Origin of the sequence: Polymorphobacter sp. PAMC 29334 (genome assembly GCF_019431245.1) — a bacterium.
Classification (GTDB): domain Bacteria; phylum Pseudomonadota; class Alphaproteobacteria; order Sphingomonadales; family Sphingomonadaceae; genus Polymorphobacter_B; species Polymorphobacter_B megasporae.
This window is the reverse complement of the sequence record NZ_CP080243.1, coordinates 1,127,032-1,147,454: the sequence shown is the minus strand read 5'-3', so window position 1 is coordinate 1,147,454 and position 20,423 is coordinate 1,127,032. Positions and strand designations below refer to the sequence as shown.

The 20,423-nt window shown below is 65.5% G+C and carries 18 protein-coding genes; 11 read left to right on the top strand and 7 right to left on the bottom strand.

Features of this window, described 5'->3' with window-relative positions:
- The first annotated feature begins 17 nt into the window (after window positions 1-17).
- The 6 genes from KZX46_RS09330 (at window position 18) to KZX46_RS09305 (ending at window position 7,333) form a co-directional block, all read left to right on the top strand.
- The gene (locus KZX46_RS09330) at window positions 18-2,282 is read left to right on the top strand and encodes an FdhF/YdeP family oxidoreductase (protein ID WP_219776349.1); all 2,265 of its coding nucleotides are present in this window, start codon (window positions 18-20) and stop codon (window positions 2,280-2,282) included.
- Between the two features lie 72 nt (window positions 2,283-2,354).
- Window positions 2,355-2,849 (top strand): DUF488 family protein, encoded by a 495-nt coding sequence (locus tag KZX46_RS09325; protein WP_219776348.1) that lies wholly within the window; start codon window positions 2,355-2,357, stop codon window positions 2,847-2,849.
- A 383-nt stretch (window positions 2,850-3,232) separates the two neighbouring features.
- Complete coding sequence (locus KZX46_RS09320; RefSeq protein WP_219774168.1) at window positions 3,233-4,312, top strand: IS630 family transposase; 1,080 nt, start codon at window positions 3,233-3,235, stop codon at window positions 4,310-4,312.
- A 46-nt stretch (window positions 4,313-4,358) separates the two neighbouring features.
- Window positions 4,359-4,763 carry a hypothetical protein gene (locus KZX46_RS09315; protein ID WP_219776347.1) on the top strand — a complete coding sequence of 135 codons (405 nt, stop codon included), beginning with the start codon at window positions 4,359-4,361 and terminating at the stop codon, window positions 4,761-4,763.
- 260 nt (window positions 4,764-5,023) lie between these two features.
- A complete protein-coding gene (locus KZX46_RS09310) occupies window positions 5,024-6,859 on the top strand; it encodes a DUF885 family protein (RefSeq protein WP_219776346.1) in 1,836 nt (611 codons plus the stop codon).
- A 153-nt stretch (window positions 6,860-7,012) separates the two neighbouring features.
- Window positions 7,013-7,333 carry a GIY-YIG nuclease family protein gene (locus KZX46_RS09305; protein ID WP_219776345.1) on the top strand — a complete coding sequence of 107 codons (321 nt, stop codon included), beginning with the start codon at window positions 7,013-7,015 and terminating at the stop codon, window positions 7,331-7,333.
- A gap of 117 nt (window positions 7,334-7,450) precedes the next feature.
- On the opposite strand, the gene KZX46_RS09300 is transcribed toward KZX46_RS09305, so the two are convergent.
- The 3 genes from KZX46_RS09300 to KZX46_RS09290 all read right to left on the bottom strand — a co-directional run bounded on the left by KZX46_RS09300 (window position 7,451) and on the right by KZX46_RS09290 (window position 11,709).
- A complete protein-coding gene (locus tag KZX46_RS09300; protein ID WP_219776344.1) occupies window positions 7,451-9,043 on the bottom strand; it encodes a heme peroxidase family protein in 1,593 nt (530 codons plus the stop codon).
- 255 nt (window positions 9,044-9,298) lie between these two features.
- Window positions 9,299-10,249: an NAD(P)-dependent oxidoreductase gene (locus KZX46_RS09295; protein WP_219776343.1), complete on the bottom strand. Its 951-nt coding sequence runs from the start codon at window positions 10,247-10,249 to the stop codon at window positions 9,299-9,301.
- Complete coding sequence (locus KZX46_RS09290) at window positions 10,246-11,709, bottom strand: aldehyde dehydrogenase family protein (protein WP_219776342.1); 1,464 nt, start codon at window positions 11,707-11,709, stop codon at window positions 10,246-10,248. The genes KZX46_RS09295 and KZX46_RS09290 overlap by 4 nt, the downstream gene beginning before the upstream one ends.
- 109 nt (window positions 11,710-11,818) lie before the next feature.
- Here KZX46_RS09290 and KZX46_RS09285 point away from each other — a divergent pair, with 109 nt between their 5' ends.
- Window positions 11,819-12,127 (top strand): hypothetical protein, encoded by a 309-nt coding sequence (locus tag KZX46_RS09285; RefSeq protein WP_219776341.1) that lies wholly within the window; start codon window positions 11,819-11,821, stop codon window positions 12,125-12,127.
- Between the two features lie 6 nt (window positions 12,128-12,133).
- Here KZX46_RS09285 and KZX46_RS09280 read toward each other — a convergent pair whose 3' ends face one another.
- Window positions 12,134-12,559 (bottom strand): CoA-binding protein, encoded by a 426-nt coding sequence (locus tag KZX46_RS09280; RefSeq protein ID WP_219776340.1) that lies wholly within the window; start codon window positions 12,557-12,559, stop codon window positions 12,134-12,136.
- A 17-nt stretch (window positions 12,560-12,576) separates the two neighbouring features.
- A complete protein-coding gene (locus KZX46_RS09275) occupies window positions 12,577-13,614 on the bottom strand; it encodes an Mrp/NBP35 family ATP-binding protein (protein WP_226896200.1) in 1,038 nt (345 codons plus the stop codon).
- Window positions 13,615-13,733: 119 nt separating this feature from the next.
- On the opposite strand from KZX46_RS09275, the gene hflK reads away from it, so the two are divergent.
- The 3 genes from hflK to KZX46_RS09260 all read left to right on the top strand — a co-directional run bounded on the left by hflK (window position 13,734) and on the right by KZX46_RS09260 (window position 17,397).
- Window positions 13,734-14,846: an FtsH protease activity modulator HflK gene (hflK, locus tag KZX46_RS09270; protein WP_216708921.1), complete on the top strand. Its 1,113-nt coding sequence runs from the start codon at window positions 13,734-13,736 to the stop codon at window positions 14,844-14,846.
- Between the two features lies 1 nt (window position 14,847).
- A complete protein-coding gene (hflC, locus tag KZX46_RS09265; RefSeq protein ID WP_216708920.1) occupies window positions 14,848-15,690 on the top strand; it encodes a protease modulator HflC in 843 nt (280 codons plus the stop codon).
- A gap of 183 nt (window positions 15,691-15,873) precedes the next feature.
- Window positions 15,874-17,397, top strand: coding sequence for a Do family serine endopeptidase (locus KZX46_RS09260; protein WP_370647551.1), 1,524 nt, complete (start codon window positions 15,874-15,876; stop codon window positions 17,395-17,397).
- Window positions 17,398-17,906: 509 nt separating this feature from the next.
- Here KZX46_RS09260 and KZX46_RS09255 read toward each other — a convergent pair.
- Window positions 17,907-18,317, bottom strand: coding sequence for a hypothetical protein (locus tag KZX46_RS09255; RefSeq protein ID WP_219776338.1), 411 nt, complete (start codon window positions 18,315-18,317; stop codon window positions 17,907-17,909).
- 94 nt (window positions 18,318-18,411) lie between these two features.
- On the opposite strand from KZX46_RS09255, the gene KZX46_RS09250 reads away from it, so the two are divergent.
- Complete coding sequence (locus KZX46_RS09250) at window positions 18,412-19,965, top strand: helicase HerA-like domain-containing protein (protein WP_219776337.1); 1,554 nt, start codon at window positions 18,412-18,414, stop codon at window positions 19,963-19,965.
- Window positions 19,966-19,988: 23 nt separating this feature from the next.
- On the opposite strand, the gene KZX46_RS09245 is transcribed toward KZX46_RS09250, so the two are convergent.
- Complete coding sequence (locus KZX46_RS09245) at window positions 19,989-20,420, bottom strand: DUF3035 domain-containing protein (protein WP_226896199.1); 432 nt, start codon at window positions 20,418-20,420, stop codon at window positions 19,989-19,991.
- Between the last annotated feature and the right edge of the window lie 3 nt (window positions 20,421-20,423).

Here is a 20,423-nt window from a genome sequence, read left to right as displayed (position 1 = left end):
TTCCGATCGGACCACACATGACCAGCAAGCCCGACTTCACCCCCTACGCCGGTCCCGCCGGCGGCTGGGGATCGCTCCGCTCGGTTGCCGAAATCCTCCCGCGCGAAGGCAATGTCGTCAATGTTTCGCGTGAGTTGCTCCGCCAGAACAAGACCGACGGCTTCGCCTGCGTCTCGTGCGCGTGGGCGAAACCGGCGAACGCCCACCCCGCCGAATTCTGCGAGAACGGCGCCAAGGCGACCGCGTGGGAGCTGACCAGCCACCGCGCCGACGGCAAGTTCTTCACCGGGCACAAGGTTGCCGACCTGCTCGGCTGGCGCGACTACGACCTCGAACAGCAGGGCCGCCTGACCGAGCCGCTGCGCTATCACGCCGCGAGCGACCGCTATTTGCCGATCCCCTGGGCGACCGCATTCGCCGAGATCGGGGCCGAATTGAACATGCTCGACCCGCAGTCAGTGGTGTTTTACGCGAGCGGCCGCGCCAGTCTCGAGACGTCGTACATGTACGGCCTGCTCGCGCGGATGTACGGCAACAACAACCTCCCCGACAGTTCGAACATGTGCCACGAGACGACGTCGGTCGCCTTGAAGACGCGGATCGGCGTGCCCGTCGGCACGACCAAGCTCGAGGATTTCGAGCATTGCGACGCGATCTTCTTCTTCGGCCAGAACGTCGGGTCGAACGCACCGCGTCTGCTCCATCCGCTGCGCAGCGCGGTCAAGCGCGGCTGCACGATCGTCACCTTCAACCCGCTCGTCGAGCGCGGCCTCGAACGCTTCACTGACCCGCAGAACCCATTCGAGATGGCGACGCGCGGCGAGACGCGGATTTCGGCGCAATATCATCAAGTTCGCGCCGGCGGCGACATCGCCGTCCTGATGGGCATGTGCAAATACACGATCGAGGCCGACGACCGCACCGGCGATGTCCTCGACCACGAATTCATCGCCGAGCATTGCCACGGCTTCGACGACTTCGCCGCCGCCGCGCGGGCAACGACATGGGAGTCGATCGAGGCGGCATCGGGCCTCCCGGCCGACGATATTCGCGCCGCCGCCGAAGTCTATGCCAGCGCCAAGCGTGTCATCGGCATCTACGGCATGGGGCTGACCCAGCACGTCCACGGCATCGAGAATGTCGAGATGATCGTCAACCTGCTGTTGTTGCGCGGCAACATCGGCCGCGAGGGCGCGGGCGTCTGCCCGGTCCGCGGCCACAGCAACGTCCAGGGCCAGCGCACCGTCGGCATCAGCGAGAAGCCCGAGCTCGTGCCCCTCGACAAGCTCAAGACGCAGTTCGGCTTCGAGCCGCCGCGGACGAAGGGGCTCAACACCGTCGAGGCGTGCGAGGGCGTGCTCGACGGCTCGGTCAAGGCGTTCATCGGACTCGGAGGCAATTTCCTCCGCGCGGTCCCCGACAGCGGGCAGGTCGAGCCGGCCTGGCGCAAGCAGCGGCTGACGGTCCATGTCGCGACCAAGCTCAACCGCGGGCACCTCGTCCCCGGCGAGGTCAGCTACATCCTGCCGTGCCTCGGGCGGACCGAAAAGGACGTCCAGGCGACCGGGCCGCAGTCGGTCTCGGTCGAGGATTCGACGAGTTGCATCCACGGCTCGGTCGGCGAGCGCGAACCGGCGTCGCCGCACCTGCTGTCCGAAGCCGCGATCGTCGCCGGGATCGCCGAGGCGACGCTGACGCCGAACCCCAAGCTGCCGTGGGCCGAATGGGTCGGCGACTATAGCAAAGTCCGCGACGCGATCGCCGAGACCTACCCGCATTTCTTCGCCGATTTCAACGCGAAGCTGTTCACCCCCGGCGGCTTCTACAAGGGCAACAAGGCGCGCGACCGGCACTTCGAAACCGCCAGCGGCAAGGCCGAGTTCGCCGTCCCGAAGATGCTCGACGCCGCCGGTTTTGCCGACGCGCCGGGGCTGATGCGGTTGATCACGCTCCGCTCGAACGACCAGTTCAACACCACAGTCTACGGCTATTACGACCGCTTCCGCGGCGTGAAAGGGACCCGCGACGTCCTGTTCATCTCCCCCGCCGACATGGCGGTCCACGGGCTGAAAGAAGGCGACATCGTCAGCCTCCGCACCGAGTACGGCGACGGCGTCGAACGACGATTGGGCGGCCTGCGCGTCACGCCATATTCGCTGCCGACGGGGTGTATTGGGACGTATTACCCCGAGGCGAACGTGTTGATCCCGTTGGCGCACCATGCCGAGCAGAGCTTCGTGCTTGCGGCGAAGTCGGTGCCGGTGCGGATCGAGCGGGAGTAGGGATAGCACGGAAGTTCGAGCCGAGCCGTATGGCTCCTCAATTTTGACTCGGTTGGGAGCTAATAGCGCCTGATGACTGAGATTTACACCATCGGCTACGAAGGTTCCTCGCTTGCGGACTTTCTGCTAACTTTGAAGGCCGCTGACATCCAGCGTGTCGTAGATGTTCGCGAGTTGCCTCAGTCCAGACGACCAGGCTTTTCGAAAAAGGCGCTGTCAGAAGCGCTTGAGAGTCGAAACATCTCGTACGAACATCGTAAGAAACTTGGCGATCCTAAGGCTGGTCGCGATGCCGCCCGGGCTGGTCGGCATCATGAGTTCAGACAAATCTTCGCCGCTCATATGGAAACTTTGGCGGCAAAAGATGAGCTAATGGATCTGTCCGTTACCTTGTCCACCGAACGCTGCGTGCTACTTTGTTATGAACGCGACTACCGACTATGCCATAGTAAGCTTTTGTGTGATGATCTTCAGAAGTTGGGAGCGTTCGAGATTAAGCACATTGGCGTTAGGCCACTACCACTGACCGGGGGGAAAGTCGTAAATGGAGCCGAGTGGCACGTTTGAGCATGCTATAGGAGAAGCCTTTGTAATCATTAAGGCTGCGCCTCGAGTAAGCCAGCAATATGGGGCAACGGTATGCTGCGCGGCTATTGATCGAAACGGATGTTGGGTTCGGCTTTACCCCGTTTCGTTTCGCTACCTCGAAGCACGCCAAAAGTTTAGCCGTTGGGACCTCATACATTACCGCTGGCGGCTACCACGCGCCGCAGCGGACCGTCGCAGCGAGAGCCGACGAGTCGATGATCGTTCGATCGAGATCGCTGGAAGTCTGCCGATTGCCGAGCGAGGGCCGCTAATTCATCGAACTTCTGTCACTAGTGGATTGATCGGGACGGACGAGTCCTGTTGGGGATTCCCGGCGACGGTCGAACGTGCGACGTTGGGGGATGCGCACTGGTATCAGGATCGAGGTCACGGCCTCGGACAAGGCTCGGCTTGAAGCGATTGTCGCGGCGCGCGGCTCCCCGCAAAAGCACGTGTGGCGGGCCAGGATCATTCTCCTGACAGCGGGCGGCCTGGGCACTGTTGCGATCATGGCGGCGACGGGCAAGTCGAAGACCTGCGTGTGGCGCTGGCAGGAGCGCTTCATGGCCGAAGGCGTCGATGGCTTGCTGCGCGACAAGACCCGACCTCCGGGCATCGCGCCGCTCGAGACTGCGCTGGTCGACAAGATCGTGGCGTTGACCCTCGCACCACCCGACCATGAAGCGACGCACTGGACAGTCCGCGCGATGGCCAAGGCGGTCGGCATCGCTGCGTCCTCGGTCGTCAAGATCTGGCACGACCATGGCCTGGCACCGCACCGCTGGCGGAGCTTCAAGCTGTCCAACGACAAGGCTTTTGCCGAGAAGCTGCACGACGTGGTCGGCCTCTACGTCTCGCCGCCGGCGCACGCGATCGTGCTGTCCGTGGACGAGAAGAGCCAGATCCAGGCGCTCGATCGCACCCAGCCGGGGCTGCCGCTCAAGCGCGGCCGGGGTGCGACCATGACCCACGACTACAAGCGCAACGGCACGACGACCTTGTTCGCGGCGTTGAACGTGCTCGACGGCTCGGTGATCGGGCGCAACATGCAGCGCCATCGGCACCAGGAGTTTATCCGCTTCCTGAACACCGTCGAGGCCGAGTTGCCGCCCGACAAGGCCGTCCACGTCATCCTCGACAATTACGCTACCCACAAACAGCCCAAAGTCCGCGCCTGGCTGGCCCGGCATCCGCGCTGGACGTTCCACTTCGTGCCGACGTCGTGTTCGTGGCTCAACGCCGTCGAGGGCTTCTTCGCCAAGCTCACCCGCCGGCGCCTGAAAAACGGCGTCTTCTGCTCCGTTGTCGACCTCCAGGCCGCTATCAACCGCTTCATCAAGGAGCACAATCAGCAGCCCCGACCCTTCGTCTGGCGCGCCGATCCAGACGAAATCATCGCCGCCGTCAGGCGAGGGCACCAAACGTTAGAATCAATCCACTAGCTTGAAGGCGGAATCACAAGCTGGACGTAGTCTTGCTCTCTTGAAAATGGACGTCATCGACTTTCGAATTGAACGGCGTACGAGCGAAGAGATTGGTCGAGAAGCCGCCAATCGAAAGGCGATCCGCGAACAAGGTGACATGTTTCAGCTTTCGGAAAGCGTAGCACCGGAGGGGTCACCATTCTCGTTCAAATATACTTATCGTGACGACGACGGCGTTCACACTGGAACTTGTCAAGACTGGGAGACCGAGGCGACCTTTTTGCGTCGTCGTGCAGAGTTCCAGTCAGAGGCTCAGGCGCTTGATTGGATGCAACACAAGTTTGGAACGGAGTTGCCGGCCAAGGGCATCGTGTTGGCGATGGGAACTCACAAGCGGCGTTTAGATCAATGGCTCATCAACGGCGTCATCCAAGTGCGGCCCGAACTCCCTCAACTCAATTTGTTATAGCTCTACTGTCGGCGGTTATGCAGCCGGCCGGGACCTGACAGCTCCCAACATTTTTCGCTGTCCTACACCATCGTCAACGGCATAGGCTCGCTCTCGATGGCCACGAACCGCCCTTTGTCCTCGCGCCCGCTACTCACGGCGACCGCGTGGGGGAGGTGTTTCGGTTCGACGTGGCGTCAGGTTCGTCAACTTCCGACCCGATTGCACCAGATTGGCACGCGAATCATCGCGGCCCGACTAACCAGCCCAAGGGGACACCGATGCTCGACCGCCGCGCCTTCCTGCTGACCTCCGCTGCTGCGGGGGCGGCGACCGCGCTTCCCCTTCGCGCCGCGCTTGCCGCCCCGGCCGCAGCGAGCGCCGCGCCGTCGGCTGAACTCGCGACGCTGTTCGATGCATTCTTCCAGGAGAACCTCCGCGAGCGGCCCGAGAGCGCGACGCAGCTTAGGCTCGACAAGGGGGCGAATGCCGATCTCAAGGGCAAGCTGTCCGACGCATCGGATGCCGGGCGGGCGGCCGACAAGGCGGCGACGCGCGACCAGTTGCGCCGCCTCGCGATGATCGACCGCAACCGGTTGAACCCCGACGACCGGCTCAACTACGACGTCGTCAAATACACCCGCGACTCGGGCGCGGCGGTGCAGGCGTTCGACTTCGGCGGCGGCGGCTACGGGCCGTCCCCCTACGTCGTCAGCCAGCAGACCGGGGCGTATCAGTCGGTCCCGGACTTCCTCGACACCAAGCATCGGATCGACACCGCGGGCGACGCCGACGCGTATCTGTCGCGGCTGTCGGCGTTCGCGACCCAACTCGATGACCAGACCATGCGGATGAAGCACGATGCCGGTGTCGGCGTGTCGCCGCCCGATTTCCTGCTCGATACGACGCTGACGCAGATGGAGAAACTGCGCGTTCCGGCGAGCGAGGCGCTTGTCGTTACATCGATCGCGAAGCGCGCGGCGGCGAAGGGACTCGGTGATCGCTACGCCGCCGACGCCGCGAAAATCTACACTGACAAGGTGCTCCCCGCGCTCGACCGGCAAATTGCCGAGGCGAAGGCGCTCCGGGTGCACGCGAAGCACGACGCCGGAGTGTGGCAGTTCCCGCAGGGTGCCGAGTTCTATGCCGTCGCGCTCCACAACACGACGACGACCAAATATTCGCCGCAGGAGGTCCACGACATCGGGCTGGCGCAGGCGCGCGAGATCAGCGCGCGGCTCGACGGGCTACTGGCGAAGCAGGGGATGACCAAGGGCACGATCGGCGAGCGGATGGCGGCGCTGTATGCCGATCCGTCGCAGCTGTACCCGAACACCGACGCGGGCAAGGCCGAGGAAATCGCCTATTGCAACAAGCGGTTGGACGAAATCCGCCCGAGGCTGCCGACGGTGTTCAGCCGCATCCCGCAGTATAAGTTCGAGGTCCGCCGCGTGCCCCCCGCGACCGAGGCCGGGGCGGCATCGGCGTTCAGCCAGTCGCCGCCGCTCGACGGCTCGCGTCCCGGGCTGGTCTATTTCAACCTCCATGACAGCGCCGAATGGCCGAAGTTCTGCCTGTCGACGACGGTGTTCCACGAAGGCCTGCCGGGGCACCAGTTCGAGGGCGGACTTGCGCTCGGCAACGACAAGCTGCCGCTGATCCGCAAGACGGGCGGGTTCTCAGGGTACGGCGAAGGATGGGCCTTGTACGCCGAGCAGCTCGCCGACGAGATCGGGATGTACGACGACGACCCGCTCGGACGCCTCGGCTACCTCAAGTTCCAGCTGTTCCGCGCCAACCGTTGCGTCGTCGACACCGGCATCCACCATCTCAAGTGGAGCCGCGAGAAGGCGATCGACTATTTCGTCGCGCAGGAAGGCGAGGCGCGCGGCTTCGCCACCCGCGAGGTCGAGCGCTACTGCACCAACCCGGGGCAGGCGTGCAGCTACAAGCTCGGCCACACCGTCTTCACCGGCATCCGCGCCAAAGCGAAGGCGGCGATGGGGGCGAAATTCGACATCAAGGCGTTCCACGACGCGGTGCTCGGCTGCGGGCGGGTGCCGCTCGATATCCTGCAGCGGGTTGGCGACGAGTGGATCGCGGGGGTGCGGACTTAAGGGACAACGTGCGGCGTAGGGGGGTCACACTACCGAGCCGTCACCCCGGCGAAGGCCGGGGTCCACGGTCGTGCAAGCACCGAACTGCGCGTTGCGGGGCGAGTTGGGCCCCGGCCTTCGCCGGGGTGACGGACTAAAAGGGGGGGGGCATCAATGTCCGGAACGGAGAAAGGCGGTGACGTCTACATGCTCGCCTCCAGCCGCAACGGTACGTTGTATATCGGCGTAACCTCCGACCTGATCCGACGGATTTGGGAGCATCGCAACGCGGTCCACGACGGATTTACCAAGCAGTACTCCGTCCATTCACTCGTCTGGTTTGAGACGCATTCGAACATCGTTGCGGCGATCGCGCGGGAGAAAGCGATGAAGGAGTGGCGGCGGGCGTGGAAGGTTCGGGTGATCGAGGAGCTCAACCCGCGGTGGGAAGATTTGGCGGTCGGGTTGGGATTCAAGTCATTATCTAATGCTTAGTCCCGTCACCCCGGCGAAGGCCGGGGCCCATGGTCGTGCAAGCACCGAACTGCGCGTTGCGGGGCGAGTTGGGCCCCGGCCTGCGCCGGGGTGACGGAATGGAGCGGGCGGCGGCCCCTAATCGTTGAGCGCCGCCGCGATCAGCTCCGCCAACCCGAACTTGCCGTTCCGCATCAGCGCCGCGTCGGGGGTCCAGCGCGGATTCTGGGCGAGGTACGAGCTCGAGTCGGTGAGCAGCAGTCCGACCATCGTCTCGGCGACAATGCGGCCGCCGACTTCGCCGAGCTGGCGCGTCTTGATCGCCTGGTCGCCCTGCGTCGTCGCGACGGTCATCGTCGTCTCGACCGTTTCGGCCAGGATGTACGTCCACAGCGGGCAGTTGCCGGCAAACGCCGACACGCCGTCGACGATGCCGAACTGGGTGATCGGCCCGACGGTGTCGGCGGGGTCGCCGGTGAACTTGCCGATGATGATCTCGGCGTCGGTCAGCGGCACGACCCCCATCGCGCGGGCAACCGCCTGCCCGCTCGGCAGCCGCATCCGCCAGCCGCGCTCGAGGTTGCGCAGCGCGAGGATATGCGGGTGGGCGGCGATGTCGCTCGGCAGATGCCCGAGCGGATTAACCAGCGAGGTGTCGATCTTGTACGCCAGCTGCAGGCGCTTTTTATTGCGCGGGTCGGGCAGGTTGTCGGCGTCGCCATAGTCCATCGGCTCGAGGTCGACGAAAAAGCGCCAGTCGATCGCCCATTGCGCCGGGAATTCGTGGAAGCCGCGCAGGTTGGGATGGTTTGAATCGCCGGCGAAGATCGAATGCGACTTCGGCAGCGTCTCGTTGAGCTGGTATTCGGGGCGCACCATCGAATGCCCGAAGCGGTACGCCGCTGCCGAGAATTCGAGCGGCATGAACGCCTCGTCGCGGGCGTGATAGAATTTGAGCTTCGGCGGATCGGTGACCGGATCGGTCCCCACGGCGAGATGCGGCAGCACCTCGGCGAGGACCGCAGGGGCGATGATCGCCGGCAGGAAGTCGTTGAGCACGACCCATTGGTAATGCCAGCGGACCGCGCGCTGCGTCTCGGCGAAGTCGCCGATCAGCCCCGCCATCCGGTTGTGGAAGCGGAGCATCAGCCCCTGCAGCTGCGAGACGATCACGTTCTCGTCGTTGCGCGGATCGCCGATGATCGCCCGCTTGTTCGGGTGCGGGTTGCTCGCGGTCGGCGACGGGGTGCTTCGCGGCAGGTCCTGCGCCCGGGGGTTATGCGCGGCGCCGGTCAGCGGGCGGCCGAGATTGAAGCGCAGCCCGTCGGCATAGAGATACGGCTGGTCGTCGGGACCGCGCCCGTAAAGATTGTCGAGGTCGAATCGCGGCGTGCGATAATCGACCAAAGCGTCGGGATCGTTCTGCTTTTGCAGGCTGCTCGCCGGATCGAAGGTCAGGTCGTGGTCGATGAACTGGCCGAAATAAGTATAGGCGGCGGGGATGCCCCCCTCCTCGGGATCGGGGCCGTCGAACGGGGCTTCGTGCTTGGCAAGCATCCCGGCGGCGAGCTTGGTCAGAGCATGGATACTGGTCTGGTCGTCGGGGCCGTAATCGGCGGCGGGAAGTGCGCGGAACATGCGCCCGAACGGTCCACCGAACAGCACCGAGCTTCGCGACAGATTAGCGCCGCGAACGCCGCCATGCGGACGCGGAATAGGTGCATTTGCCATCGACAGTCTCCCCCGAAACCGGCCGCTAGTGGCCGCACCCAAGTCATTGGCGTGATGGAAAGGCTGACAGACTGTCTCTTGACTGTATAGTGACGAAAGTTCGTAAAAATCGGCGCTTCAAATACTGCGAGGAATCGCAATGACTTGCTTTGCCGGTCGGGACGAGCGCGACCGGCAGTTATTAACAATTTCTTCACCAAATTTGACGGATTCAAGCCGCCGACCCACGCGACTCGCGCTCGCAGACGTCTGAATTCAGTCGAGCTGGTTGATCAGCCGCTCGCCTTTCGCGAACCGCCCGAGATTGTCGGCGAACAGCGCGAAGATGCGCCGCGGCGTCCCCGCCGAACTCCACGAAATATGGTCGGTGATGCGGACGTTCGGCGCGGTCCACAGCGGATCGCCGGGGGGCAGCGGCTCGGGGTCGGTGACGTCGAGCGTCGCGCCGCCGACCTGGCCGCGGTCGAGCGCGGCGGCGAGCGCAGCCTGGTCTATCAGCCCGCCGCGCGCGATGTTGACGATGTGAACGCCGTGCTTGACCTTCGCCAGCGCCGCCGCGCCGATCACCCCGGCGGTCTCGGGCGTCATCGGTGCGGCGAGGACGAGATGGTCTGCACGCGCGAGGAGTTCGTCGAGCGAAACCAGCGTCATCGCCGGGTTGGGCGCGGCGGCGGTCGACCGGCGATGTGCGATGATCTTCATGCCGAAAACCTGTGCCAGCCGTGCGACCTCGGTACCGATATGCCCGACGCCAAGCAGGCCAAGCGTCTTCGCTTCGAGGCTGCCGAGCGGGTTGGCCATCATGCCGGTCTGGGTGACCGGGGCGTCGCCGGGCCGCGCGAACATTGCGGGCAGGCGCTTCTCATGCATCAGCATCGCGGTGAGGACATATTCGGCGATCGGCGGGGCGGCGGTCCCGGCGGACGTCGCGACGACCGGCCCGTCGAACATCCAGCGCGGATACCCGTCGGTTCCCGAGGAAGCGATCTGGACGAACTTGATCGATCCCGGCCAGCCTATCGGGCGTGGGGCATTGTGTTCACCGAGGTCGCCGAAATCGGGCGGAGCGAAGATCACGTCGACATCGGTCGGCAGGTTCCAGCGCTGCGCCGGCTCGATCGCCTGTACCGAGGCGACCCCGGGGATCGTCGCGAGGAGCTTGCCGGTCGTTGCCGGGAAGTAATAAGCGACGCGAAAGCCGCTCATATCGTCGGCTCGAAGGCGCTGTCGCCCTCGCGCCGCCGGATCACCAGGTTCCTGATCTCGCTCATGTCTTCCATCGCAAACCTCACCCCTTCGCGCCCCAGCCCCGAGTCCTTGACCCCGCCGTACGGCATGTTGTCGACGCGGTAGCTCGGCACGTCGTTGATCACGACGCCGCCGACTTCAAGGACATCCCACGCCTTCATCATGTTGAACAGGTCGCGGGTGAAGACGCCAGCCTGGAGCCCGAACTTCGAGTCGTTGACCTCGGCCAATGCGTCGTCGAAGCGGGTGAACGACGACAGCATCGCGACCGGTCCGAAGGCCTCCTCGCGGTACAGGTCGGTGCCGCGCCCGACGCCTTCGAGCAGGGTCGCCGCGAGCATCGTGCCGTCGCGCCCGCCGCCGCACAGCAAGGTCGCGCCGCGCACCACCGCGTCGGCGATCCAGCCGTCGAGGCGTTCGGCCTCGCCGACGTCGATCATTGGGCCGATGAAAGTGTCTTCATCGAGCGGGTTGCCCGCAACAAGCGCCTTCGTCAGCCCGACGAGCTTGTCACGGAATGCGGTGTAGACGTCGGCGTGGACGATGATCCGCTGGACGCCGATGCACGACTGACCCGACTGGTAGAATGCTCCGAAGACGATGCGCGCGGCAGCGTCGTCGAGATCGGCGTCGCGGTCGACGATCACCGCCGCGTTGCCGCCGAGTTCGAGGACGACCTTCTTCTTCCCCGCGCGCGCCTTAAGGTCCCAGCCGACCCCGGGCGAGCCGGTGAACGACAGCAATTTGAGCCGGTCGTCGGTGGTGAACAGGTCGGCGCCGTCGCGCTTTGCCGGAAGGATCGAGAAGGCACCGGGAGGCAGGTCGGTCTCGGCGAGCACTTCGCCGATGATGATCGCGCCGAGCGGGGTTCGCGATGCCGGCTTGAGGACGAACGGGCAGCCGACTGCGAGCGCGGGAGCAACCTTGTGTGCGGCGAGGTTCAAGGGAAAGTTGAACGGCGAGATGAACGAACACGCCCCGATCGGCACGCGCTTCCAGATGCCGAGATAGCCCTTCGCCCGCGCCGAGATGTCGAGCGGCTGGACCTCGCCGGTGATGCGGACCGATTCCTCGGCGGCGATGCGGAAGGTGTCGACCAGCCGCCCGACCTCGCCGCGCGAATCGCGCATCGGCTTCCCCGCCTCGATGCACAAAGCGTAGGCGAGTTCGTCGGCGCGCTCGGTGAAGCGCTTGACGCAGTGCATCAGCACCGCCTGCCGCTCGTATGCCGCCATTCCGCGCATCGGCGCTTCGGCGGCGTGCGCGGCAGCGATGCCGGCGTCGATCGTCGCCGCGTCGGCGAGCGCGACGCGGGTAGCGATCCTGCCGGTGAACTTGTCGGTCACCGGCAGGTCGGTGTTAGACTGCACCGCCTTGTTGGCGAGGTAGAGCGGATATTCTGGGCGCAAGCTGGTCATGCGCGCCTCAATGCCTTGCCGCGCGTAAACCATCAACAGGGGGTGCGGCACCGGAACTGTCCCGGTACCGTATCGTTTAGAGGAGTGGATGTTTACGAAGGAGGCAGTAATGCGCCACTTTGGTCTTGTTATTACCTTGGCAATACTTGCCGCTCCGGCTGTCGTGAATGCCGATGTTCGCGGGCCCGAGGGAGATCGCGGTTTCCGCTACGTCTATCCCGCAAGCGCTTCGCCACTGCAGGCGGCACGGCTGTACCACGCCGACCTCAAGGCGTTGGCGAACGAAGCTTCATCGCTGGCAGCGGGCGATGGCGGAACGTTGAGCGACGACCATCGCACCTATGTCGACACCCGCCGCACGGTGCTCGACCAGCGATATGCCGAGGCGATCGGCCAGAGCGCGTCGAGCGACCGCTAAGCGCGGTTAAACGACCGGCTCGACGCCAAGGCGGGCGAGTTCGATCTTGATGCAGCGGTCCATCACGACCTGAAGGCCGGCGGCCTCGGCGCGAGCGGCAGCCGCTTCGTCGATCACGCCGAGTTGCAGCCACACCGCTTTTGCGCCGGCCGCGATCGCCGCATCGACCGCAGCACCGGCCTCGGACGACTTGCGGAAGATATCGACGATGTCGATCGGGTCGCCGAGCTGGCTCAACTCGCGCCAGACATATTCGCCGTGGATATGTTCGCCGGTGATCATCGGGTTGACCGGGATGACACGGTAGCCATGGTCCTGCATCACCTTCATCACCTGGTTCGACGCGCGGTCGGGCCGGTCGGAAATGCCGACGAGTGCGACTGTCCGTGCGGCGGTCAGCAGGTCGCGAATTTGGGCGTCGGTGGTCAGCATGTTCGGTTCCTTCGCGTTTACAAACCAAGCCCGGCGGCAACCTGTTCCGCCAACGCCGCAAACGCCTCGGCGAGCGCCCCTTCCCCCGCCGCCGGGGGCTGACCCGCATCCGACGCGGTGCGGATCGCGATGTCGAGCGGGATGCCGCCGAGGAAGGCGATCCCCGCTGCTTCCGCCGCCACTCCCGCGCCGCCATGCCCAAAGATGTCGGTCCGCACGCCGCACGCCGGGCAGACGAAGCTGCTCATGTTTTCGACCAGCCCGATCACCGGCACCTTGACCTCGCCGAACATCGCGATCGCCCGCCGCGCGTCGATTAGCGCGAGGTCCTGCGGAGTCGAGACGATCACCGCGCCGGTCGGCTTGAGCTTCTGCGCCATCGTCAGCTGGATATCGCCGGTGCCGGGGGGCAGGTCGATGACGAGCGTGTCGAGCACGCCCCAGTCGGTCTGCTCGACCATCTGCATCATCGCCGACGCCGCCATCGGCCCCCGCCAGATGATCGCCTTGGTCGGATCGGTCATCATTCCCATCGACAGCGCGGTGATGCCATGCGCCGCCGCCGGCTGGAGGCGCTTGCCCTCCAGCTTGCCGCGCCCTGTCAGCCCGAGCAGCGTCGGCACCGACGGACCGTAGATATCGGCGTCGAGCAGCCCGACCGATAGACCGCGCCGCGCCAGCGCCACGGCAAGGTTCGCCGCGACGGTCGACTTGCCCACGCCGCCCTTGCCGCTCGCGACCGCGACGATCGTGCGGATGCCGGGGACCGGGCCGGTGCGGACGTCCGCCGCCGCTGCGGGAGCGGTGTCGCGCTCGGCAGTCAGGATGATCCGCGCCGCTGTCACTCCCGGCACCCGGCGCACCGCGAGTTCGACCGCGGCATTGAGCCGCTCGGCGACGTCGCGCGCTAAGGCCTCGACCGACAACACCAGTCCGGCGCTGCCGTCGGCTTTGACGACGACCCCGCTCACCCGACCGCTTGCGACGATGTCGCCGCCCCCGCTCGGGTCGGCAATTGCGGCGAGGGCGGTAACAACGGCTTCGCGGTCGGTCACGGCGGGTCCTTCATGGGTCGAATAGGCGCGGTGGTGGATCGGATGCGACCATCTCGCAATCCCGGCGGGGGCTTCGTATATAGGTGCGCAACGATCGTGCAATTTTCGGCGGATACTACATGCCCCTCGCAAGTAATAACGACAGTTCGGGCGGCGGCGGCCCATGGGGCAGCAGCGGCGGAAGCGGCTCGGGCGGCGGCGGCGGCAATAACGGCGGCGGCCCGAAGAGCCCGTGGGGCGAAGGCCCGCCACGGCGCCCGACCCCCGGGCGCGGGCCGACCGGACGCGGCGACTTCGACGACTTCATCCGCCGCAGCCAGGATAAGTTGCGCGGGTCGATCCCCGGTGGCGGGCGTCAGATCGGCAATATCCCGTGGCTGCTGATCGCCGCGGTCATCCTCGGCATCTGGCTGTTCACCACCGCGACCTATCGCATCCAGGCGCAGGAGCGCGGCGTCGTCATGCGCTTCGGTCGCTACGTCGAGACGACCGGGCCGGGCTTCCACTTCAAGCTTCCCGCGCCGATCGACGTCGTCATCAAGCCCAAGGTCGAGCAGGTCAATTCGGTCGATATTGGCGGTAGCGACGGCGCATCCGAAAACCTGATGCTGACCGGCGACCAGAACATCATCGACATCGCTTATGCGGTGCGCTGGAAGATCAAGAATCCCGAACTGTTCCTGTTCGAGCTCGCCGAGCCCGAACAGACGATCCGCGAGGTCGCCGAGGCGGCGATGCGCGCCGAAGTCGGCAGCACGACGCTCAACAATGCGATCGGTCCGCAGCGCGCGCAGATCGCCGAGCAGGTCCGCGAGCGGATGCAGGAGCTGCTCGACAGCTATCGCGCCGGGATCGACGTTCGCGGCGTCGACATCAAGCAGGCCGATCCGCCCGCCGCGGTCGACGAGGCGTTCAAGGACGTGTCGGCGGCGCAGCAGGACGCGCAACAGGCGATCAACCAGTCGAAGGGATATGCCCAGCAGCTCCTCGCGGTCGCGCAGGGGTCGGCGGCGCAGTTCGACGCGGTTTACGCCCAGTATCGCCTCGCGCCCGAAGTGACGCGCAAGCGCATCTACCTCGAGACAATGGAGAGCGTGCTGTCGAAGATCGACAAGACCGTCGTCGAACCGGGTAATTTCCAGACGTACCTGCCGCTCGCCGAGATCCAGCGCCGGGCGCGTACGACTGTTGCCCCGGCCGCCCTCCCCGCTCCCACCGCGCAGGCGAAGTAAGATGGCCCTGACCCGCAATCCCATCACGTGGCTCGTGCTGCTGTTCGCGCTGCTGATCCTGGCCAGCGCGACGCTTTACACCGTTCCGGAGACCAAGCAGGCGATCGTCCTGCGCCTCGGCAAGCCCGAGCGGATCGTCAACGCCTACGACCCGAAGGCGAAGTTCGGCGACACCGATGCCGGGCTCGTCGCGAAGGTGCCGTTCATCGAGAACGTCGTTTACATCGACAAGCGCGTCCTCGACCTCGACATGCCGCAGCAGACGGTGCTGTCGACCGACCAACTGCGGCTGGTGGTCGATGCCTTCGCACGCTTCCGCATCGTCAACCCGCAGCGGATGTACCAGACCGTCGGCACCGAGGATAACGTCAAGGAAGCGCTCGCGCGCATCCTCGCCTCGCGCCTCCGCAACGAGCTCGGCCGCCAGCGCTTCGACGCGCTGCTGTCGCCCGAACGGACGACGCTGATGGAGGATATCCGCAACAGCGTGAACCGCCAGGCGGCGCAGTATGGCGCCGAGATCCTCGACGTCCGGATCAAGCGCGCCGACCTGCCGACGGGCGCACCGCTCGAGTCGGCGTTTACCCGGATGCGGTCGGCTCGCGCGCAGGAAGCGCTGACGATCCGCGCGCAGGGCAACAAGCAGGCGCAGCTCGTTCGCGCCGATGCCGATGCCAACGCCGCGCGAATTTACGCCGAAAGCTTCGGCAAGGATCCGGATTTCTACGCGTTTTACCGGTCGATGCAGGCGTATCGTGAAACCTTTAAGGACGGCTCGTCGAATGTCATCCTGTCGCCCAACAATGAATTCCTCCGCGAATTCGAAGGACGCCAGAAAAAGTGACGCGACGAAAATGAACGCCAGATAACAATCGTTCGACCTATTGTTTTTTGCTTGCGTGTTGCCGAAATGCATCTATCCCGCTGTTAGCCCGCCGTGACGGGTCATAGGAGAAACCGCCCCGTGCGTATCGTTCGCAGTGTCATTCCCGCGCTTGTTCTCGTTGGCGGTGCCGTCGCGGTGCTGATGCCCGCCGGTGCGCAAATCGCCACGCCTCCCGCCGCAGCGCCTCCCGCGCAGAATGCGGTTCCCGCGAACGTCGCCGGTCCGATGGATGCGCCGCGCAGCTTCGCCGACCTCACCGCGCGGCTCGCCCCCGCCGTCGTCAACGTCTCGACGACGCAGAAGGTCGAAGTCGGCAAGTTCTCGCGCGGCGGCCAGGGCGGCAGCGCGCCGAACAGCCTCGAGGACCTGTTCAAGCGCTTTCAGGAGCAGCAGGGCAATGATGGCGAGCCGGTAACGCGCGAGGCGACCTCGCTCGGCTCGGGCTTCCTCGTCGATCCGACTGGCTACATCGTGACCAACAATCACGTCATTTCGGGCGGCGGCACCGACGGCAAGCTGCCGGTCGAGACGATCACCGTGACGCTCGCCGACCGTACCGAATACAAGGCGCGCGTTGTTGGCCGTGACACGCTGTCGGACCTCGCGTTGCTCAAGATCGACGGCAAGAACCTGCCGTACGTCAAGTTCGGCAACAGCCAGACGGTCCGCGTCGGCGACTGGGCGATCGCGATCGGCAACCCGTTCGGGCTTGGCGGCACCGTCACCCACGGAATCATCTCGGCGCTTCACCGCAATATCCAGTCGGGCCAGTACGACCGTTATCTCCAGACCGATGCCCCGATCAACCAGGGCAATTCGGGCGGACCGCTGTTCGACATCCAAGGCAATGTCATCGGCATCAACACCGCGATCTTCTCGACCAGCGGCGGTAACGTCGGCCTCGGCTTCGCGATTCCCGCCGAGCAGGCACGTCCGGTCATCGAGCAGTTGATGGCGGGCAAGGGCGTCAAGCGCGGCTATCTCGGCGTCCAGATCCAGCCGGTCGATGCCGGCATCGCCGCCGGGCTCGGTTTGCCGAAGGATCATGGCGAGATCGTCGCCTCGGTCGAGCCGGCCGGTCCCGCGGCCAAGGCCGGGATCAAGCAGGGCGACGTCGTCGTCAAGGTCGCCGGGCAGGACGTCACTTTCGACAACACGCTGAGCTACATCGTCGCGAACACGACGCCGGGCAGCACCGTGCCGGTCGGTATCATTCGGGGCGGAAAGCAGATCGTGCTTCAGGCGACCGTGATCCAGCGCCCGGTCGAATCGGTTCTCCGTGGCACGACCGACACGCCCGACGACAGCGACAACCCGGCGACCCCGCCGCAGGCCCCCGGCGCCGAGGCCGCGCGCCAGAGCCTCGGCATCACGCTGACGCCGCTTACCCCGCAGGTCCGCAGCGAACTCAAGCTCGGCGCCGCCGTGTCGGGCGTGGTCATCGCCGCGATCGATCCAAACAGCGATGCCGCGTCGAACGGTCTCCAGCGCGGCGACGTCATCTTGTCGATCAACCAGATGCCGACCCCGACTCCGTCGGCAGCGGCGACGGCAGTCGGCGAGGCCCGAAAGGCCGGCCGCGACACCGTGCTGATGTTCGTCCAGCGCGGCACCACCCCGCCGCGCTACATCGGCATCAAGCTCGAAACGCCGAAGGGCAAGTAGCCCCCGTCTTCGCTGTCCTACAGGGCAGCGAATGAAGTAAGATGCGGGTGTCGCCGGAGTGCCGGTGACGCCCGCTCTTTCTCATCGTTGGCTCATCCTGCTCGTCGCCGCCGCGAGGGTGTTTCCGCATGCGGCGCAATTGCGCGAAACCTGGTCGTTGTGTGGATTTGTGTAACCTTCCGTGCGACGTCAGCGTGAAAAAGCTGGTCGTTCCGTGGACTTGTGTAACCTTCCCTCGGTGCGCGAGAGGCCTAGTCCTTCTGTGCCTCCCGTCACCCCGGCGAAGGCCGGGGCCCAACTATCCCCGCAACGCGAAGTTCGGTGCTTGCGTGACAATGGGCCCCGGCCTTCGCCGGGGTGACGGCATGGAGCGCAGTGTTTCGCGTCGGAAGTCCACGGAGAAACCCGATCGCGTCGAACTGTGTGACCTTGGCCTAACGCGCCTGCGAAACCCCGGTCGTTCCGTGGACTTGTGTAACCTTCCGCGCGACGCGATTCCGACCCCCGCCCTACTTCGCCGCGATGTTCGCCCCCTTCGGCAGGCAGAAGCGCTCCTCGCTGTCGATCGTCGCGTTTGCCTTGTACTTGGCGACATAGGCGTCCCACGCGGCGTCGTGCTTGGGGTCCTGCTGGCCGCCATAGACGTGGAACGTCACGTACTTGCGCGATGACGGCTGCATTGCCCCGCGGATGCCGACGATCGCCGGGGAGGTCACAAAGCTGTCGTTCTTGAACCCGTGGCTGGCATACCACGCCTTGTGATCCTTGACCGCGTCGAGAAACCCCGCAGGCGTCCCCGTCGCGCTGAGCACCGACGTCCGCATCGCCACCAACGTGTCGGCCCCGCACGGCCCGGCGGCGTTCGCTGCGGACGCGATCATCCCTGCAGCCAGCACCATCGTCGTCAAAAACAGCTTCACCGTCGTATCCCCCAAGTCGTTACGGCGGCAGCTTACCCGGCTTTCGCGCCGCAGCAAGCACCGCTAGGGTCCGTCGACCAAAGAGGGAGCATACATGGCCGACGGAATCTTCATCGGTAAGGGCGAGGAGCATCCGCAATGGCTCGTCCTTCGCCGCGCCAACCGCCACGGGCTGATCGCCGGCGCGACCGGGACCGGCAAGACGGTGACGCTGCAGGGGCTCGCCGAAGGCTTCAGCCGCGACGGCGTGCCGGTGTTCCTTGCCGATGTGAAGGGTGACATCGCCGGGATGGCGATGACCGGAAGCGCCGATGCCGCATGGACCGTCGCGCGGGCGAAGGAGGTCGGCCTCGACGACTATAGGTTCGAGGCGAACCCGGTCGTGTTCTGGGACCTGTTCGGGACGCAGGGCCATCCGGTGCGGACGACCATCACCGAGATGGGGCCGCTGCTCCTCGCGCGGCTGATGAATCTCAACGACACGCAGGAGGGCGTCCTCGCGATCTGCTTCAAATACGCCGACGACAACGGGTTGGCGCTGTTGGACCTCAAGGACTTGCAGGCGATGCTCGCGCACTGCGCCGACAACGCGCAGGAACTTGCGACGAAATACGGCAACGTCACCCGCGCGTCGGTCGGGGCGATCCAGCGCCAGTTGCTCCAGCTCGACAGCCAGGGCGGAAGCAATTTCTTCGGCGAACCCGCGCTCGACATCCACGACATGATCGCGGTCGACGATAATGGCCGTGGGCAGGTCAACATCCTCGCCGCCGACAAGTTGATGCAGTCGCCGCAGCTCTATGCGACGTTTTTACTATGGCTTCTCAGTGAGTTGTTTACGACGCTGCCCGAAGTCGGCGACCCCGCAAAGCCGACCCTCGTGTTCTTTTTCGACGAGGCGCATTTGCTGTTCGACGATGCCCCCAAGGCGCTGCTCGACAAGATCGAACAGGTCGTCCGGCTGATCCGGTCGAAGGGCTGCGGGGTGTATTTCATCACCCAGAATCCGATCGACGTCCCCGACACCGTCGCCGGCCAGCTCGGCAACCGGGTCCAGCACGCGCTGCGCGCCTTCACCCCACGCGACCAGGCGGCGGTCAAGGCGGCCGCGACGACCTTCCGGTCGAACCCCAATGTCGATGTCGCCACCGTCATCACCCAGCTCAAGGTCGGCGAGGCGTTGGTGTCGACTCTCGGCGACGACGGCGCGCCGTCACCCGTCGAACGGACGATGATCGCCCCGCCCCGCTCGCGCGTCGGGCCAATCACCCCTGCAGAACGCAAGGTCATGATCGACACGTCGGTCGTCGTCGGCAAGTACGAGACACTGGTCGACCGCGAGAGCGCCTACGAGATCCTCAACGCCAAGTCGGCGGCGGCCCAGGCGGCTGCCGATGCGACGGCGGCGCAGACGGCGCAGGAAAAGGCCGCGGCGATTGCCGCCAAGGCGCAGGCCAAGGCCGATGCCGACCTCGCCCGCGCCAATGCGGTGCAGGCGCGAGTCGCGGCACGCCCGCAGCCGAAATCATTGGGCGAGAAGATGCTCGAGTCGGCGGCACGGTCGGCGGCGACGTCGATCAGCCGTCAGGTGGCGGGCAAGCTCGGCGGGCAGCTGCTCCGCGGCATCCTTGGCGGCCTGTTCAAATAGCCGGCCGGCTGATCAGATAGCGTTTAGCCGGTGACCTTGACCTCGGCGACCTTGGCGTTGGCGGTTCCGACCGGGGCCGCCATCAGCTCACGCAGGAACGCGCCCTTGTTGACCGTCGGGGTCTTGGGGTCACCCGCGTTCGAGCGGACGTTGGGATCGACCTTCGCCGCCCCGGCCTTTTCGAGCAGGTTGATCTCGGCGGGTGATTTCGGCGTGATCTTGACCCCCGGCCCAAACAGCGCCTCGGCGGCGTTGACCTGGGCATCGTCGGCGAGAGCGCGCGGCGCACCTGGCTTCGGCGGCGCCATGCTGAAGTCGGGCGGCACGATCAACGGGGCAGCGCGGCTGATGGCGAACTCGTCGGGCGCATTGCGGTTCGACATCCGGTTCTTGTGGTGCGCGCACCCGGCGAGGGCGACGGCTAGCGTGACGGCGATGATCGGCCAAGACTTCACAGA